This is a genomic window from Streptosporangium sp. NPDC002607 (genome assembly GCF_053592655.1).
Map to the genome: position 1 here is coordinate 24,451 of NZ_JBSFWD010000024.1, position 14,909 is coordinate 39,359.

Annotated in this window: 13 protein-coding genes; 5 read left to right on the forward strand and 8 right to left on the reverse strand. The window is 70.9% G+C overall.

Annotation, left to right across the window (positions count from 1 at the left end):
* Positions 1-55 precede the first annotated feature (55 nt).
* Complete coding sequence (locus ACWD3H_RS25560; protein ID WP_451956769.1) at positions 56-1,093, forward strand: TerC/Alx family metal homeostasis membrane protein; 1,038 nt, start codon at positions 56-58, stop codon at positions 1,091-1,093.
* A gap of 49 nt (positions 1,094-1,142) precedes the next feature.
* On the opposite strand, the gene ACWD3H_RS25565 is transcribed toward ACWD3H_RS25560, so the two are convergent.
* Entirely contained in the window at positions 1,143-1,871 is a 729-nt protein-coding gene (locus tag ACWD3H_RS25565) for a maleylpyruvate isomerase family mycothiol-dependent enzyme (protein ID WP_451956770.1), read from the reverse strand.
* Positions 1,872-1,913: 42 nt separating this feature from the next.
* Entirely contained in the window at positions 1,914-3,455 is a 1,542-nt protein-coding gene (locus ACWD3H_RS25570) for a protein kinase domain-containing protein (protein WP_451956771.1), read from the reverse strand.
* Between the two features lie 170 nt (positions 3,456-3,625).
* On the opposite strand from ACWD3H_RS25570, the gene ACWD3H_RS25575 reads away from it, so the two are divergent.
* From ACWD3H_RS25575 to ACWD3H_RS25585, 3 genes are all read left to right on the forward strand, one after another.
* On the forward strand, positions 3,626-4,339 hold the full coding sequence (locus ACWD3H_RS25575) for a TetR/AcrR family transcriptional regulator (RefSeq protein ID WP_451956772.1): 714 nt from the start codon (positions 3,626-3,628) through the stop codon (positions 4,337-4,339).
* 35 nt (positions 4,340-4,374) lie between these two features.
* On the forward strand, positions 4,375-6,561 hold the full coding sequence (locus ACWD3H_RS25580) for an SDR family NAD(P)-dependent oxidoreductase (RefSeq protein WP_451956773.1): 2,187 nt from the start codon (positions 4,375-4,377) through the stop codon (positions 6,559-6,561).
* 91 nt (positions 6,562-6,652) lie between these two features.
* Positions 6,653-6,844: a hypothetical protein gene (locus tag ACWD3H_RS25585; RefSeq protein ID WP_451956774.1), complete on the forward strand. Its 192-nt coding sequence runs from the start codon at positions 6,653-6,655 to the stop codon at positions 6,842-6,844.
* Here ACWD3H_RS25585 and ACWD3H_RS25590 read toward each other — a convergent pair.
* The 4 genes from ACWD3H_RS25590 to ACWD3H_RS25605 all read right to left on the reverse strand — a co-directional run bounded on the left by ACWD3H_RS25590 (position 6,831) and on the right by ACWD3H_RS25605 (position 11,629).
* Complete coding sequence (locus ACWD3H_RS25590) at positions 6,831-7,709, reverse strand: hypothetical protein (protein WP_451956775.1); 879 nt, start codon at positions 7,707-7,709, stop codon at positions 6,831-6,833. The genes ACWD3H_RS25585 and ACWD3H_RS25590 overlap by 14 nt on opposite strands.
* Before the next feature lie 3 nt (positions 7,710-7,712).
* Entirely contained in the window at positions 7,713-10,286 is a 2,574-nt protein-coding gene (locus ACWD3H_RS25595) for a DUF7824 domain-containing protein (RefSeq protein ID WP_451956776.1), read from the reverse strand.
* Positions 10,287-10,433: 147 nt separating this feature from the next.
* On the reverse strand, positions 10,434-11,108 hold the full coding sequence (locus ACWD3H_RS25600) for an ArsR/SmtB family transcription factor (protein WP_451956777.1): 675 nt from the start codon (positions 11,106-11,108) through the stop codon (positions 10,434-10,436).
* Between the two features lie 5 nt (positions 11,109-11,113).
* A complete protein-coding gene (locus tag ACWD3H_RS25605) occupies positions 11,114-11,629 on the reverse strand; it encodes a cupin domain-containing protein (protein WP_451956778.1) in 516 nt (171 codons plus the stop codon).
* A gap of 271 nt (positions 11,630-11,900) precedes the next feature.
* On the opposite strand from ACWD3H_RS25605, the gene ACWD3H_RS25610 reads away from it, so the two are divergent.
* Positions 11,901-12,500, forward strand: coding sequence for a DUF1349 domain-containing protein (locus ACWD3H_RS25610; protein WP_451956779.1), 600 nt, complete (start codon positions 11,901-11,903; stop codon positions 12,498-12,500).
* 80 nt (positions 12,501-12,580) lie between these two features.
* Here ACWD3H_RS25610 and ACWD3H_RS25615 read toward each other — a convergent pair whose 3' ends face one another.
* On the reverse strand, positions 12,581-13,438 hold the full coding sequence (locus tag ACWD3H_RS25615; RefSeq protein WP_451956780.1) for a sterol desaturase family protein: 858 nt from the start codon (positions 13,436-13,438) through the stop codon (positions 12,581-12,583).
* A 249-nt stretch (positions 13,439-13,687) separates the two neighbouring features.
* Positions 13,688-14,905 carry an acyltransferase family protein gene (locus ACWD3H_RS25620; RefSeq protein WP_451956781.1) on the reverse strand — a complete coding sequence of 406 codons (1,218 nt, stop codon included), beginning with the start codon at positions 14,903-14,905 and terminating at the stop codon, positions 13,688-13,690.
* Positions 14,906-14,909: the final 4 nt, after the last annotated feature.

The window sequence follows — 14,909 nt, forward strand, 5'->3', positions numbered from 1 at the left end:
TGGACCCCCTTACCTGAGGGTAAGCGAGGATTCTCACCGGCTGGAGGGGACACGGATGGCGATCGATTCGATAGGCGTGTGGATCGCGGTCGTCGTTCTGGTGATGGCGCTGTTCGTCCTCGACTTCGTGGTGGCGGCGCGCCGGCCGCACGCCGTGGGCATGCGCGAGGCCACCGCCTGGAGCGTCTTCTACATCGGCGTGGCCATCGCCTTCGGCCTGGTCCTGTGGTGGCTGGCCGGGTCGGCGCTCGCGGCCGAGTACTTCGCCGGGTGGCTGGTGGAGAAGAGCCTCTCCGTCGACAACCTCTTCGTCTTCGTCATCATCATGGCGCGCTTCTCCGTGCCCCCGGAGAACCAGCAGAAGGTGCTGCTCTTCGGGATCGCCACCGCCCTCGTGCTGCGCGCCGTCCTCATCGCGGTCGGCGCGGCGGCCATCAGCCTCTTCTCCTTCACATTCCTGCTCTTCGGCCTGCTGCTGATCTGGACGGCGATCCAGCTGGTCCGGCACCGGAACGAGGAGCCCGACATCGAGAGCAACCCCCTGATCCGCTTCGTCTCGAAGGCGCTCCCGGTCACCGAGAACCTGCATGACGGCAAGCTCGTCGTCCGCGAGGACGGAAGGCGGATGGTCACCCCGCTGTTCGTGGTCTTCCTCGCCATCGGAAGCACCGACCTGCTGTTCGCCCTCGACTCCATTCCGGCGGTCTTCGGCGTCACCACGCACCCGCTCATCGTCTTCGCCGCCAACGCCTTCGCGCTGCTGGGGCTGCGCGCCCTGTACTTCCTGATCGAGGGCCTGCTGGAGCGTCTGGTCTACCTGTCGATCGGCCTGGCGGTCATCCTCGGCTTCATCGGCCTGAAGCTCATCCTGGCCTTCCTGCACGAGGACGTCTCCACGTCCTTCCCCGAGATCCCGACCCCGCTCTCGTTGGTAGTGATCTTCCTGGTGCTGCTGGTCACCGTCGTCTTCAGCCTGCGCAGGGTGCGCGCCCACCCCGAGGAGCGCGCGCGGGCGGGCACCCTGCACCGGATGCGCCGCAAGGACAGGAACGGTGGCCAGGGCGAGGGGCGACAGGGGCAGGACGACCGCTGAGGCCCGGCGGGAACACCCGGACGAACGTGCCGGGGGGAGCGCCGAAAGCTCAGGCCAGACAGCGCAGGGCGGTCCTGAGCCTGCGGTCGAGGGGATGGTCGACGGGGTGGTCGTCCGGCAGGCGGCCGACGGTCGCCGCCACGAACGCCGGGGGCCCCAGCTGCTCGCTCATGTCGTAGGCGTGCACCCAGATCCCGTCGGCGGTCAGCTCGACCTGGACCTTCGACCCCTGCTCCGCAAGCGCGAACGCGCCCACCCTCGCCCGCCACCAGACCCGCTCGTCCTCCTCGTCCTCCGCGACGGGCGCGCCGACGTCGTCGGCGTGGGTGGCGTACTCCGAGTCGTAGTGGAAGGTCTGCAACCCCACCGGGTACGGTCCCGCGAGGGTCGGCAGCAAGGCGTCGCGGCCGAGCTCGCGCATCCGCTCGCGCGTCTCCCCGTTCTCGCGCCGCCACTCCTGGAGCACCTCCTCGACCGGAACGTCACGGCGGCGCTCCACGCACCAGGCGTTGAAGGCGTTGAAACCGCCCTCCACGCCCTCGCTCCTGAGCATCGTGACGAACCCGTCGATGTCGTCGTCCAGACAGGCGTGGTTGTACAGCTCCTCCCCCGCCAGGTGCCCGAGCACGTCGCGGACCGACCAGCCCCCCGCCCGCGAAGGGCGCCGCCAGCCCTCCGCGTCGAGCCCGGAGAAGAAGCGGTCGAGGCGGAGGGCCTCGGTGTCGAATATGTCGAACGGGTTGAGATCCGCCAGCGGATCCTTCGATTCTACGGTCATGCCTCAGCACTACCCGGAAACGACGGGCGTCCCCGCCCCACGCTAGTCATCGTCGTCGTCGCTGCTGTGATGAAGCGGCCCGGACTGGTCACCGTCCACCTGGCCGTCCACCTGGAAGGTGAGCCCCGAGGTTCGAAGGAAGTCGACGAGCGGCCCCTCCGAGGCGATCCTGCCCTTTCGCCGCGCCTCGCTCAGCTCACGGCCGAGCTTGCGCAGTTCGTCACGGGCCTTCCCGTTGTCGCCCTCCTGGATTTTCCCGGCGAGTTTGACGATCCTCTCGCGGACCTTGCGGGCCGTCTTGGGGTCGATTCCCCCCTGAAGCTCCTGCGCGGTGACCGCCTGTCCCAGGGCCGCCAGGCGCGCCTGCCATCCGCCCGCCGCCGGCGCGGTCCGGCTGGGCGCGGGGGACGGCGCCGCGGACGCGCTCCGCGAGACGGCCGGTGTGGGCGACGCGGGCGCGGACCGCTCCGGGGACGGTGTTCCCAGGGGCGCCGCCGACGTGATCGCGGGTGGCACCGCCGCGGTGCCCTGTCCCACCGGATCCGGCGAGGCCGACGCCCACAGGGCCACCAGCACCGGCAGGGCCACCACGCCCAGCAGGATCGCGACGAACATGCCGGGTGGGCTCTCCCGCAGGAACCTCGTGGCACGCCCCACCCACGCCTCCACCGGCGAGCCGTCCTTCCCTTCGGGGACGGGAGGCACCGAGGGCAGGACGGAGGTCGGCGCCGGGGGCCCGGACGCGTGCGGCGTCCTGCGGGGCGCCGCGGCCAGGAGCCCGCGGACGACCTCTCCCCCGGTGGGCCGCGCGGCGGGATCCTTCTCCAGCAGGGCCAGGACGAGCCTCTCCAGCTCCGCCGGGATGCCGGGCCGGTAGCGGCCGGGCGGGTCCGGCCGGGCGCCGACGTGCTGGGAGATCACCTCCGTCGCCGTGCCGACGAACGGGGGCCGCCCGCAGAGCAGCTCGTAGCAGACGCAGCCGAGCGCGTACAGATCGGCGGCCGCGGCTCCAGGCTCGCCGCGGATCTGCTCGGGCGACAGGTAGGAGGCCGTGCCGATGACGGTGCCCACCGAGGTCAGTCGCATCGCGGCCTCGGTCGCGACCCTGGCCGTACCGAAGTCGACGACCTTGAGCGCCCCGCCCGCGCCCAGGTGCAGGTTCGCCGGTTTGACGTCGCGGTGCACGACCCCGGCCTGGTGCGCGGCGTCCAGCCCGAGCGCGATCTGCCCCGCCAGGCGGCACGTCTCGGCCACGCTCAGCGGTCCGCGCTCGGCCAGCTCGGCGGCGAGATCCCGGCCGGTCAGCAACTCCATCACCAGGTACGGGCGGCCCTCGTGCTCGCCCATGTCGAGCACGGTCACCACGTTGGGGTGGACGATGCGCGCGGCGGTCCTGGCCTCCCTGGCGAACCTCTCGCGCACCGCGGCGTCGGCCACCTGCGGTGCCAGGATCTTGACCGCCACCGGCCAGCCGGGGCGCAGGTCGTAACCGCGCCAGACCTCGCCCGTGCCGCCGCGGCCGATCAGCTCGTCCAGCCGGTACCGCCCGGCGAGCACCACGGCCGCCCCCTCCCAAACCCCCATGATCTCCCGCCATCAACTCCGAACCCGGCAATTGGCACACCACTGTAGGGGTGCCTCGCCGGGATCGCAGGACAAGATCGCGTTCCGGTTCCTCCGGACCCGCCGCTTTCCTTGCCAATCCACTCATTGATGGATTGCGAGGCAGGGGCATCGCGGCCAGACTGTCCGGCATGAGGAAGAGCGAGGAAGACGTCTCCGCACCCCCGGCCCGCCGCCGGGGACGCCCGCCCAGGGACAGGTCCGCGCCGTCCACCTCCGACCGCGTCCTCGCGGCGGCGACCGACCTCTTCGCCCGGCACGGGGCCGACGGCGTCTCCATGCGCGACATCGCCGCCCGGGTCGGGATCGACGTCTCCAGCGTGCACCACCACTTCCCCTCGAAGGCGTCGCTGTACGACGCCTGCTTCGCCCGCGTCTTCGAGCTGGAGCGGGCGACGCTCACGCCGCCGGTGCGCGCCCTCCTCGCCGCGGTGCGCTCCGGACCGGCGGCCGACGTGGTGAGCGCCATGCACGACCTGGTGGACGCGTTCGTGGACTTCCTCGACGACCACCCCCAGACCACGTTCCTGTGGCTGCGCCGGTGGCTGGACCCCAGCCTCCACCTGTCGCTGGACGAGGCGTACTCGCTGCCGATCTACGGCGAGATCGAGCGGGCCCTGCTGGAGGCGGCCACCCGTGGCCTCCTCGTCGAGCCGACGCCGCACATCACCGTGCGCGGCCTGGTCTGGGCGGCCCACGGCCACGTGACCGCCCTGGCCGCCCTGACCGCCCGGGGGGGCGACCCGGTGGCCGCGGATCGCGAGAGGCGCGAGTTCCGCGCCTACGCCCACCGTTTCGTCGACCGGCTCTACGCACCCCCTGGCGCGGGCGCCGCGGACGGCTAATATTCCATCATTCGATGGAATATGGGAGGCAGCGGATGAGCTCAGCGGAACCGGGCCGGGGAGTGACCGCCGGAAGCACCGGAGCGCCGGCCGAGGAGGTGTCCGCCGGTACGCCGGGCCCGGGAGTGACCGCCGTCGTCGGTGGCGGCGCCGCGGGCATAGCCGCGGCCAAGGCCCTCATCGAGGCCGGCCTGCCGGTGCTCGGCGTCGAGCGCGCCACCTCCCTCGGCGGCCTGTGGCGGCTGGACGCCGACACCGCGTCCTACGAGGGTCTCCGCCTCAACACGAGCAAGCCGCGCACGGAGTTCTCCGACTTCCCCATGCCCGCCGAGTGGCCCGACTACCCGACCCGCGCCCAGATGCTGGAGTACCTGCGGTCGTACGCCGAGCACTTCGGAGTCGGCGAGAGTTTCCGGTTCGCCACCACGCTCGAATCGGCCCGGCGTGCCGGCGACGGCTGGGAGCTGGCGCTGACCGGCCCCGACGGGCCGTACCTCGAGACGGTGGAGCATCTTGTGGTGGCCAACGGCCACAACCACGAGCCCCGCCACCCCGAACCGCCGTACCCGGGGACGTTCACCGGCACCGAGTCGCACGCGCACGGCTACGTCACCCCCGCCGAGCTCGCCGGGAAGCGGGTGCTCGTCGTGGGCACCGGCAACTCCGCGATGGACATCGCCGCCGAGCTCGTCGGCCACGCGTCCACCGTGCTGCTCTCGGCCAGGCGCGGTGTCTGGGTGCTGCCCAAACGGCTGCTCGGCCGCCCCTCCGACCAGCTCAACGGCGCCCTCGCCGCCCTGCTCCCCTGGCGGGTGCGCCAGGTGGTCTCCCAGGCGGTGCTCAGGGTCGCCGACCGGAAACCCGCCGGGCCGCGCCTCCCCGCCCCCCGTCAGGGTGTGCTCCAGGACCACCCGACCCTGAGCGACTCCGTTCCCGAGCTGATCGCGAGAGGAAGGATTCTCGCGCGGCAGGGCGTCACCCGCCTGGACGGCTCCCGGGTCCACTTCGCCGACGGACAGGCGGACGAGGTGGACCACATCGTGTGGTGCACCGGCTACCGGGCCGTGACCCCGTTCCTCGACGCGGACACGGTGCCCGACCCGGCGAGCCTGCTGCTCTACCGCCACGTCTTCCCCATCGGCGACGACTCGATCAGCTACGTCGGGCTGATGCAGTCGACCGGCTCGGCGTTGCCCGTCGTCGAGGCGCAGGGCCGCCTGGTGGCCGCCGTACGGACCGGAACCCATCGGTTGCCCGATCCGGAGAGCGCGCGGAGGATCGCCTCGGCCGAACTCGACGCCGCGCGGGAGCGCTGGGGACAGCGCAGGCCCCACATGCGGATCGACGTCGACCAGTACCTCCGCGTCGTGAACCGCGAGCTGCGCCCGTCCCCGGCGCGCGCGCTGGCCGGGCGCCGGATCCTGGTCACCGGCGCGGCGGGCACCTTCGGCAGGGCGATGAGCGCGCGGTTCACCGCCCAGGGCGCGCGGGTGGTCGGCCTGGACGTCGTCCGTCCCACCGCCCGCCCCGACGGCTCCGACATACCGATCATCGCGTGCGACATCACCTCCCAGGAGTCCGTCGACGCCGCGGTGGCAGAGGCCGCGGCCCTGCTCGGCGGCATCGACCTGCTGATCAACAACGCCGGCCGGGGCGGGCCCGCCCCGGCCGAACTCGCCCCGGGCGACGAGGTGGAGGCGCAGCTGCGGCTGAACCTGCTCGGCGCCTGGCGCGTGACGGCGACGGTCATGCCCCACCTGGTACGCGCCAGGGGGCAGGTGGTCTTCATCGCCTCACGGATGGCGGTCCTGCCGCTGCCGCTGGCGGCGGCGTACGGCGTCTCCAAGCGCGCGCTCGCGGCCTACGCCGACGCGCTCCGTCTTGAGGTCGGCACGCACGTCGGCGTGACGACCGTCTACCCCAGCATGGTCCGCAGCCCGATCCACGACAGCACGAAACAGGCCGGGCTCTCCCTGGACGCGGTGTCTCGGCCGGAACCCGTCGAGGGCGTGGTCGACGCGATCGTCCGCGCGGTCACCGCCCGCCGCGCCCCCCGTGACGTGGCGACCACCCGCCGGGGACGTGTCGAGATGATGGTGGGCAGGCACGCCCCCGCCCTGGCCGACCGTCTCGTCCGGCGCACCGTCGCCGCCCGCATGGCGGCCGGTGACTTCGCAGACGCCCCCCTCGCCGCGGGCATGGTGCGCCGGCACCGGGGCTAGCCGGAGAGCGGCGCCGTTCACCGTCTTCGAAAGGGAGTTTCCCGAGCTCACACCGGCACTCGACCGGGAACACCGCCTGGTGGCGCGAGCCTTGACGGATCTCCAGGCACTGCTCGCCGGCCTCACCTCCGGCACCGGTACGGCCGACGCGGACCGGCTCCGGGCGAAGCTGGAGCGGCTGGCCCGCGATCTGGAGGAGTACTTCGCCTACGAGGAGCGGCACCTCCCTTCCCGCGCTGGAAGTGTGAGGCTTTCTGCCCCGCCGCGGGTCAGAACCCGGTGAGCGAGGGCATCGAATCGGACACCCCGGTACGGAAGACCCTGCCGAGAACGGCCCGTAGCCGCTCCGTCTCGACGGGGCCCAGGTTCAGCTCGACGGTCAGGACGGTCTCGGTCTCCATGTCGTCCGCCGCCTTGGGGGTGAGGTGCAGGACGAGACGCCGATCGTCGAGCACGCATGCGGTGATGCCACCCCCGGTGCCCCGCATGTCCTTGCGAGCCACCCAGTAGGACCGCTCTCCCGCCTCCTTCGTGGCGAGGAAAAGAAGGTGGTCGCCGCCGCCCTCGGCCTCCTCGTGCAGGACCGCGATGGGGCCCGCGGCCCTCTCGTCGACTTCGAGCCTGTGGACGGCCAGGTGCCCGGCCGGCGTGTAGACCAGCTCTCCGGAGATGACCGGCCTGGGCCTCGGTGATCCGTGGGAACGCCGCCGGTGCTCCTCGGGCTCGCGGATCCCCACCGGGACCGCCGTCGGGAGTGCGTCCAGCAGCCAGCCGGGAACGGTGTCGCGGGGAAACAGCGTCAGCTCTTCCAGCAGCGCGACATCGGGGATGTCCGTACCGTCGGGAAAGGGAAAACCGTCGGCGTCCACCTGTCCCCGGTACGACCTGCTCTCCGGCGTGAAGCGCAGCTCGCAGCAGAACCAGCTGCCCTCGCCGTCGCGACGGGACAGTTCGCGGAGCCGCCGGAACGGCTCCTCCAGCCCCTGGACGCCGAGCTCCACCCCGTCACATTCCACGGTGACCCGGGAGAATCCGCCGACCTGGGCGCAGCGGACCGTGGCGCCGTTCCAGCCAGGGGGCGCGGCGGCACGGACCAGGTCGCCGATCGCCAGCCGCAGGCGGCACTCCTCGTCATACTTCGAGCGCATGGGTCATCCTTCCTTCGCCGTCAACAGCCCGTGCAGGCGGCGCGCCTCACGAAGCAGACCGCTCGATCCCTTGCGCGCCGCCATGGCCTCGATCTCGGGAATCGCCCCGCGAGCTCGGCACCACGCCGCCGTGGTGGCGGCCAGCGCCACGAACTCGGTGAGCCCGTGGCGCGGTCGGCGACCGGCTTGGGGCACGAGCAACGGCAACGCCGCGGCGACGACCGTCCACACCTCCTCATGGGCACCCTGGCGGGACGCCGACTCCAGGGCCGCCGTCAGGTGGAGGAGCTTCACCTGGTCGTATCCGACCAGCGCCGCCGCCTGCCTGCCGAGTTCGGCGGCCGGCAGGTCGCCGCGGCCCGCCATCGTCAGCAGGACGTCAACGGCTTCCGGCATGTCCGGGTTTCCCAGCACATGGGCAAGGACGAGCGAGACGGCGACCCCCGGCGGCCCGTCGAGCCCGGCGAGCCGGCGGAGATGTTCCGGTCCTACCGCCGGGCCGCGCCACTGATCGCGCAGGAGCTGACCTGACAGGTGCGCGGCGGCCACCTCCCGGTGGGACGGGAACATCGACGGCCACCAGGACAGATGAACTTCGTCACCGTGCCGCGGAGAGGCGGCGAACATCCGGTCGACGAGCGGCAGCCCGGTGGCCGGCGCGTGCAGCGACGGGACGAGCTTCACCTCGGTGGAGTAGGCCGGCGCGCTGCGGGACCAGCGCACCTCCACCACCGGATCCGCGAGCCGGGCCCCGGACAGCCGGCGGGCGACCAGGCGACCGACCGGCGAGGAGAGCCGACCGGCGCGTTCGGCCGCGTTCGGATCCCGCTCTCTGGGCAGCCGGAGGAGCGCCTGTTGCAGGTCCGCGGCCAGCGGCTTCACCCCGGCGGCCTCGATGACCTCCAGCCTCGTCACCAGCTCGGCCGCCGCCACGTGCCCGGTCGTGAGGGTGGGGGTGGACAGCAGCAACGGCGGGACGACGTCCTCCTCGACGGCCATCTGGATCTCGGCCGCCCGGTGCAGCAGAAGCAGGTGCGGCGGGCAGAGAGGGCGGGTGTCGGGGAGTTTCCGCTTCCAGGCACCCCGCATCGGTGCGATGCCGCTGAGGGAGCACATGGCGCCGATCAGCCAGTGGTCGACCTGGTTCCAACGATCGACCCGGTTCCAGGGATAACCTTCTCCGTACAGGTGCTCATACCTGCCGACCAGGTGGGGCTTGAGCTCGGCGGCCGTACCCTCGCGATCCCGGTGCACGAGGGCGACGAAACCGGCCAGTAGCCGCTCCCACTCCTGCCAGTCACCGGAACCGTTCAGCAGGGGCACCATCTCCGCCACGGAACCGATCGGATCAGGCATCCGCCGCGGAGCGTCGGGCTGCGGGAGCGGGGACGGGGCGAACCCGTCCCGCGGGTCGGGCTCGGCCGGCTCCTCGCCGCCGAAGACCGCGAAGGCACGCCCCCCGAGGTCGGGCGGGAGCGTGCCGAGCGCGTCGCGGATGACGTCCCGGCCCTCGTCGTCCATCCGGCTCGCGTGCTTGATCGCGAGCGTCACCGCCCTGTCCTGCAGTTCGGTGGAGTCCGCGGCGAACACCAGCGCCAGCGGTCCGGCGATCGAGGTCGCCAGCTCGGGCGAGAGCCGTACCCGCTGGTCCAGCCAGGTGAGCCCGGCGCGGACGAGCTTGCGCTCGGGCCTGAAGAGCACCGACTCCCACCCCTCCACCAGGTCGAAGGGGTCGAGCCCGTCCAGCCCGCGCAGATGCCGCAGCGCCAGCTCGGCGACCGGCCCCGGCGCCGCGGGCAGCAGCCGCAGGTAGTCGCGGGCGTGCGGCTCGATCTCGTGCGGCGCCGGATCCAGGGCCTCGTGCAGGCGGACGAAGAACCGCAGCTCTGCCGCCGAACCCCCCAGCAGGAACCGCCTGACGCACCCCTGGAGCAGCATCGGCCGTCTCGCCCCGTCCTTGGCGGCCAGGGTGCGCAGGACACCCAGCAACGACCGGGCCGGATCGTTCTCCCACTGCAGGGCCCGCCCCACCCCCTGAACCTCGAAGACGCGGGGAAGCATGGCGTCAAAGAGCGGATCCTTTCGCAGAGCGGACAGACCCCTGACGGTGCTCACCCATCCGACGACCAGCGGATCGTGGGCCGGCACCTCGATCCCGGTCGCACGCAGCAGGGCGAGTGCCAGCGGCAGCCCACGGTCCTCCCCCGTCCGGAGCCTCAGCACGAGCCGTCCGGCCAGGTCGGCCCGCCACTCCGCCGGCCGGGTCGCGAGAATCGCCATGATCCGCTCGGTGTCCCCGTACGGCGAGCCCCAGCGGGAGGTGAAATCCCGGCGGTTCAGCCAGGTCGCCACGGCGGCCGCCCCGGTGAGCACCCCGGCCCCGGCGGCGCGGAGCACCTCGGCGTAGTCGTCGAGCCCTTCCCAGGATTCGCGTCGGCCGCGCAGCGTCTTCAGGTATCCCGGAAGAAGGCCGGCGACCTCCTTACGCGCCGCCTCGTCCAACTCGACGATCCGGGCCGCGACGGCGTGGGCGTCCCGGCGGTCGATGAGTCCGCGGATCTCCTCCCAGGCGGTCATGCGCCGGCCTCTTCGCGGCGGGTGATCCGAGGGAGTTCGCCGGGCGCGGGGACCTTCGTCCCGGCAGTCGACAGAGCAGCCTGCTGTTGCGAACTGAGCATGCCGGGAACGGTAGTGATCTACTCCGACAATTCGGCCGCGGGCCCGTTACCGGGCCGTGGCGGAACCGGTCTGCAGTCGTCTCCCCGTGCGTCGCCAGCGGGTGAGCCCGCCGTCCAGCGGGCGCGCCGGAAAGCCGTGGTCGCGGAGCAGGCGCACGGCCTCCGGGGAGACCACGCAGTAGGGGCCGCCGCAGTAGGCCACGATCTCCATGTCCCTGGGCAGCTCGTCGAGACGGTCCCGCAGTTCGGCCAGGGGAATCGACACCGACCCCGGCACATGGCCGCGGGCGTGGTCGGCGGCCGAGCGGACGTCGACGATCACGATGTCGGGGTCGTCGAGACGTCCGGCGAGCTCGTCGGCGGTCACCGCCTCCAGGACCGCGACCTCGCCGAGATGCTCGGACACCGCCTCCCGCAGATCGGCGAGCCTTTCCGCGGCGAAGTCCTGCAGCTCGCCCAGGAAGCGCGAGACCCGCTCGTCGGCCAGCCGGTAGTAGACCCGGGTACCCGCCTTGCGGCTCGTCACCAGGTGAGCCGCGCGGAGTTGCTGCAGCTGGGCCGAGGTGTTCTTCAGCGGGATGTCCGCCTCCTCGGACAGCTGCTCGACGGTGCGCTCTCCCTGGTCGAGCACGTCGAGCAGCCTCAGCCGCACCGGACTGGCCAGCGTCCTGCCGATCCGGGCCAGCTGCCGGTAGATCGGTTCCTCGGGAAACTCCGCCATGACCGTCAGACCATGTACTGGTCGTGGCGGAGGTACACGTCCGTCCACTCCGCGTCGCTGAGCCGGCGCCCGCTGGCCGCGATCTCGGCGAGCTCCTCGAAGTAGCCCTCGCGGGGTGCCCCCGGCGCGAAGAGCAGCAGCATCGAGGCCGGTTCGCCGGACTCGTTGCGGAAACTGTGCACCCCGCCCTCCGGGACGTACAGGAAGTCTCCCGCCGTCGCGTCGGTCCAGGTCTTCCCGTTGAACAGCCGCACGGTCCCGGAGAGCACGAAGAAGGACTCGGAGATCGTCCGGTGGAAGTGCGGGTCCGGGCCGGACGGCTTCGCTCCCATGTCCCAGCGGTACAGACCGAACTGCCCGTTCGTCGAGGCGCCGGTGCCCAGATAGTGCACCTCCGTCCCGCCTTCGCCTATCACCAGGTCCGGCCCCGCGCTCGCCGGCCGGAAGAACCCACTGCTCTCGCCCGCCTCGCCCAGGTAACGAGGCTCCGGGTACGACATCGCGTCCTCCAGTTGATCCATTGCAGCCCATATTCCAAAGAACTATAGAATAAGGGAAGGTTCAGGAGCACCCCGCCACGACATCCATGACTTCTGCTCTTCGACTGGATTCCACAAGTGGACAAGGTGCTTTTATCCGCCTTTGTGGGAGCGGTACCATCAGGCACGCCAAGGATGATCCACAAGCTGCTCGGAAGTCAGCCTGACCGGTGTCAGCTGCTGGACGCGGATCGCACTCGACGTCCGGTGAGCCTCCGGTGACGAGTCCGCCCCGTACGAGAAGGAGAATCCCATGAGCCGGCCGGTCGTTCTGCCCGCCTTCCCCGCTCCGCTGCGCTGGTTGAACCCGCCGGTCGGGTGGAGCGTCGACGGGGACGACGCGCTGGCCATCGAGGCGGGCCCGAACACCGACCTGTTCACCGACCCCGGCGGCCCCGACCGCTTCGCCAACGCCCCCGCCCTGGTCGGGCGGCTGGACGGCGACTTCACGCTGAGCGCCCGGGTCAGGGTCGACCTGCTGACCACCTACGACGCCGGGGTCCTGGTGCTGCACGCCGACGAGCGCACCTGGGCGAAGTTCTGCCTGGAGATGTCCCCGCAGGGCAGAGCCACGATCGTCTCCGTGGTGACCCGCGGGGTGTCCGACGACTGCAACTCCTTCACCGTCGAGGGCGACGACCTGCGGCTGCGAATCTCCCGGATCGGCTCCGCCTTCGCCTTCCACGTCTCCACCGGTACCGACTTCTGGCAGCTCACCAGGTACTTCGCGCTCGACGGAGACCCAGAGATCGGCTTCCTGGCGCAGTCGCCCACCGGCCAGGGCTGCACGGTCCGCTTCGAGGACATCCGGCATTCAGCGAAACGTCTCTCCGACCTGCGGAACGGTGAGTGAACCCGATCCGACGCCGGTCCCGGCTTCGTCATAAGTGGAAAGACGCGCTTTCCCGTGACACCGAGGAGCGCGGAACGACGTCAGGACTGCATGGCCGGGACGAGCTCGAGTTCCGAGCCCTGCCTGGGCTGCCAGCCCGGCCTGCCGAACACATATCCCAAGCGCTCCTTCCACGAGCGCGCCATGTTGACGTCGCGGACGATGTCGATGTACTCGTGAAAGGCGACTTTCAATGGATTGTAGGTGTTGATGTTCTTGGTCAGACCGTAGACGGCCTCTTCGTCCTCACTTTGAAAGGTGCCGAACATCCGGTCCCAGACGATGAGGATGCCGCCGTAGTTGCGGTCGAGGTACTTGTCGTTCACGGCGTGGTGCACTCGGTGATGGGACGGCGTGTTGAAAACGAATTCGATCATCGGGTGCAGACGGCCGATGCGCTTGGTGTGCAGGCAGAACTGGTAGACGAGATTCAGCCCGAATGCCAGCGGGATCACGTACACGGGAAATCCCGCCAGAGCCACGGGCGCCAGGAAGGCTATGCGGTGGACTCCGGTCCACGTCTGGCGGATCGGCGTCGAGAAGTTGAAGTACTGGCTGGAGTGGTGGACCACATGGCTCGCCCAGAAGATCCGCACCTCATGGGCGACCCGGTGCTCCCAGTAATAGCAGAGATCCACCAGCAGCATGATGACCGGCCAGGACCACCAGGTGACCTCGATCCTCAGCGGGGTCAGCGCGTGGGCGGCTTCCCAAACGATCACGGAAACGGCTACCCAGATCAGGCCGATCACGGCATACCCCGCACCCATCACCATGCTGGTGAGGGTGTCTTTCAGCCCGTATCCCCTCTGCTCGGCATCTTCCTCCCGGTGGAAGGCGAAGATCTCCAAGCCGATCAGCAGCAGGTAGGCGGGAATCGCGATCAACGACGGATCCATGAACACTCCTGAAATCATCCCCGGCTCGGTGGGCGATGAAGAAATGAGTAAATCGATGCTCAATGATAGGGCAGTTGCAGATGAAACAGCTGGGGAGGAGCGTCACAGGAGCCGAACGGCCAGGGCTGCACCGTCCGTTTCGAGGACATCCGCCACTCGGCGAAACGCCTCTCCGACCTGCGCGGCGGCGAGTGCTCCGGAATAGCGGAGGAACGTGACCGCGGTGGCGTCGGCGCCGAGGGCGGTCCGCTACCCACGCATCCCGAACAGGAACCGGGTCACCCGGGTACGGCGCACCAGCAGGTCGTAGGCGGCCACGGTCAGGGCGAGCGAGGCCGCGACGATCACGAGGTACTTGACCACGATCGGCGCGTGCCAGCCGACCACGCCGTACGCGACCGCGACGACGATCGGCTGGTGCAGGACGTACAGCGGCAACGCGGCGACGGCCAGATAGCCGTACAGCCGCCGGCCCCGGCCGTCCGGCGTGTCCCGCGCGGCGGCCGGTGCCCCGCGACGACGGTCGAGAAGTCCCAGGATCGCGACCAGCCAGCACCACCCCGCCATGCCGTACAGGGTGCGGACACCGATCGAGAGGGCGGTCAGGTCCGTGAAGGGGTCGCCTCCGGGAGTGTTGCCCGCGATCAGGAAACCCGGCATGCCGATCAGGAACAGGGTCAGGCCGAGCACTCCGGCCGGCACCGCGTCCCGGCGCATCGCCGCCCGGAACCGCTCGTCGGCGGCGAGCACGAACCCGTACAGGAAGAACAGCAGGTACGCCCAGCGGCTCCACGCGGCGAACCCCTCCTCCAGGCCGGCCAGCGCGCTGACCACCGCGACCGGGACACCCGGCAGCAGCACCGCTCCGCGCCGCCGCACCGCCGTGGCCAGCCGGTCACGGATCCGCCGGCCGAGGTCGTGGGGGAACCAGCGGACCAGCGGCGCCAGCAGCAGCGAGAACGCGAGCAGCATCAGCACGAACCACAGGTGCCCGACCTCGAAGTGCTCGCCCTGTATGACGAAGGGGAACTCCGCCAGATCCAGGCGCACGTCGAAGAAGCGCGGCAGGAACCGCAGGTACGACTCGTGATAGTCAGGGTCGGCCCGCAGCCGCAGCCACTGCGGCACCGGGATGATGGTGAGCGTCGCGAACACCAGCGGCACGCCGAGCCGCAGCAGCCGCTCCACCGCGAATCCGGCGGGATCGCGCCGGCGCAGCGAGTGCCACGAGCCGAGACCGGCGATGAGGAAGAGCATCGGCATCGCCCACACCACGCCGAGACCGGCGGCGATCGTGGTCACGCCGGTGGTCTCGGCGTTCTTCACGTAGTAGTCGTCGCGGGTGTCGAACACCAGCGCCGAGTGGAAGAACACCAGCCCGACCACCACCAGGGTGCGGATCGCGTCCAGCTCCGGCCGCCGCCCCGGTCGCGCGGCCTCGAATGGTTCGATGTGTGTCGTCGCCATCCCA